The sequence below is a fragment of the Actinomadura fibrosa genome, from assembly GCF_900659615.1.
Taxonomy (GTDB): domain Bacteria; phylum Actinomycetota; class Actinomycetes; order Streptosporangiales; family Streptosporangiaceae; genus Spirillospora; species Spirillospora fibrosa.
On the sequence record NZ_CAACUY010000514.1, the window covers coordinates 1 to 2,102 of the forward strand.

At 72.9% G+C, this 2,102-nt stretch carries 3 protein-coding genes and 1 pseudogene; 3 read left to right on the forward strand and 1 reads right to left on the reverse strand.

Going from position 1 to position 2,102, the window contains the following annotated elements; all coding sequences use genetic code 11:
* From E1300_RS49235 to E1300_RS49245, 3 genes are all read left to right on the forward strand, one after another.
* The coding region (locus tag E1300_RS49235) for an FGGY-family carbohydrate kinase (RefSeq protein ID WP_242619915.1) at positions 1-310 on the forward strand (310 nt) is incomplete at its 5' end.
* Positions 311-512: 202 nt separating this feature from the next.
* On the forward strand, positions 513-1,403 hold the full coding sequence (locus E1300_RS49240; RefSeq protein ID WP_131764118.1) for a S1 family peptidase: 891 nt from the start codon (positions 513-515) through the stop codon (positions 1,401-1,403).
* A 151-nt stretch (positions 1,404-1,554) separates the two neighbouring features.
* A complete protein-coding gene (locus tag E1300_RS49245; protein ID WP_131764119.1) occupies positions 1,555-2,016 on the forward strand; it encodes an SRPBCC family protein in 462 nt (153 codons plus the stop codon).
* Here E1300_RS49245 and E1300_RS53235 read toward each other — a convergent pair.
* Positions 2,006-2,102: pseudogene (locus tag E1300_RS53235) on the reverse strand (dihydropteroate synthase); the annotation flags it as partial. The gene E1300_RS49245 and the pseudogene E1300_RS53235 overlap by 11 nt on opposite strands.

Here is a 2,102-nt window from a genome sequence, read left to right on the forward strand (position 1 = left end):
CTCCGGCGTCGACCTGGACGTGCTCAAGGTCGACGGCGGCGTCACCGCCAACGAGCTGTGCATGCAGATGCAGGCCGACATCCTCGGCGTCCCGGTCTCACGCCCCGTCGTCGCCGAGACCACCGCCCTGGGCGCCGCCTACGCCGCCGGCCTGGCCGTCGGCTTCTGGAGCACCACCGACGAACTCCGCCAAAACTGGAACGAGGACAAACGCTGGCACCCCACCTGGGACGACGACCAGCGCCACGCCGGCTACACCGGCTGGAAGAAGGCCGTCGAACGCACCTACGGCTGGGTCGACGTCGACTGACGGCCGTGACGCGAAGGGGCCGCCGCCGCGCACGGGACCGCGGCGGCGCCCCCGTGCGTCCGCGCGCGGAGGTGAGACGGGCATGGCCGCACGGTGCGGGGGTGCTGCGCCTCTCCGTCCGGGGGGCAGCGGAAGATCTAGCATCCGGCGGGACAGCGCCGTCCCGGCCGAGCGTCCCGCCGGTCCGCCCGAGAGGAACCCCATGACCAGACGACTCGCCGGAGCCGCGCTCGCCGCGGCGGCCGGGGCCACCGTCCTCGCCGCCGCCGGGACGGGCGCCGCCCGGGCCGCCCCGGCCCTCCAGTCCGGCCGGCGGGTCCCGGCGGGGCACGGCGCCCGGGACGAGGTCGACTTCTCCGGGATCGTCAAGCTCAGCAACTGCTCGGGCTCCCTCGTGCGGGGGCCGCGCTCCCTGGACACCGACGCCGCCCTGGTGATGACCAACGGCCACTGCCTGGAGACCGGGATGCCGGAGGCCGGCCAGGTGATCGTCGACCAGCCGTCCACCCGGACGTTCACGCTGCTCGACCCGGCCGGCACCGGTGATCTCGGCACCCTGAGGGCGACCCGCGTCGAGTACGCCACGATGACCGACACCGACGTCACGGTCTACCGGCTGGACAGCACCTACGCCGCCGTCCGCGCGCGGTACGGCGCGCCCGCGCTGAGCCTGTCGACGGCGAAGCCGTCCGACGGCACCGACATCCGGATCGTCTCCGGCTACTGGAGGACGATCTACGGCTGCAAGATCGACGCGACCGTCCACCGGCTGCGCGAGGCCGAGTGGACCTGGAAGGACTCCCTCCGCTACGCGCCCGAGTGCGCCACCGTCCACGGCACCTCCGGATCGCCGGTCGTCGACGCCGGGACGCACCGGGTCGTCGGGATCAACAACACCGGCAACGACGACGGCGAGCGCTGCACGATGAACAACCCGTGCGAGGTCGACGGCGCGGGCGCCGTCACCGTCCGGCGCGGCGTCCACTACGGCCAGCAGACCTACCTGCTGGCCCGCTGCCTCGGCGAGGGCAACCACGTCGTGCTCGGCGGGTCCTGCGCCCTCCCGGAGCCGGCCGCCGCGGCCGCCCGCTGACCCGTACCGGCGGGACGGGGAGCGGGCCCGTGGTCCGGATCACTGGAATCGACCGGCCTTTACGGGGAACGGGACGGACTTGAGCACCATCGCGGCACCCGCGGGCGAGAGGCGCGGGCGCCGCGCGGAACGCCAACGAGGAGGACGCCGAATGAGCACGATCACCGAGTCGGTCAACGTCACCGTCCCGATCCGGACCGCCTACGACCAGTGGACGCAGTTCGAGACGTTCCCCGAGTTCATGGAGGGGGTCGAGGAGATCCGCCAGGTCGACGACACGACGACGCACTGGAAGACGAAGATCGCCGGTGTGGCGCGCGAGTTCGACGCCAAGATCACCGAGCAGCTCCCGGAGGAGCGGGTCGCCTGGAAGTCGGTGGACGGCCCCACCCACGCGGGCGTCGTCACCTTCCACCGCCTCGACGACACCACCACCCGGGTCACCGCCCAGATCGAGATCGATCCCGAGGGGCTCGTCGAGAAGGTCGGCGACAAGTCCGGCGCGCTGGGCCACCGCGTCAAGGGCGACCTCCAGCGCTTCAAGACGTTCATCGAGGAGCGGGGCGTCCAGACCGGCGGCTGGCGCGGCCAGGTGGACCGCCCGGGCGCCTGAGGGTCTCGCCGATGAAGTCCTTGTTGGACACCGCGACCAGCACCGGCCATCCCGTCGCGGTCATCTCGCCGAGCCGGCGGCTGATC

Coding starts and splice junctions, on each gene's coding strand:
- E1300_RS49240 (WP_131764118.1), top strand. CDS start 513: ATGACCAGACGACTCGCCGGAGCCGCGCTCGCCGCGGCGGCCGGGGCC.
- E1300_RS49245 (WP_131764119.1), top strand. CDS start 1,555: ATGAGCACGATCACCGAGTCGGTCAACGTCACCGTCCCGATCCGGACC.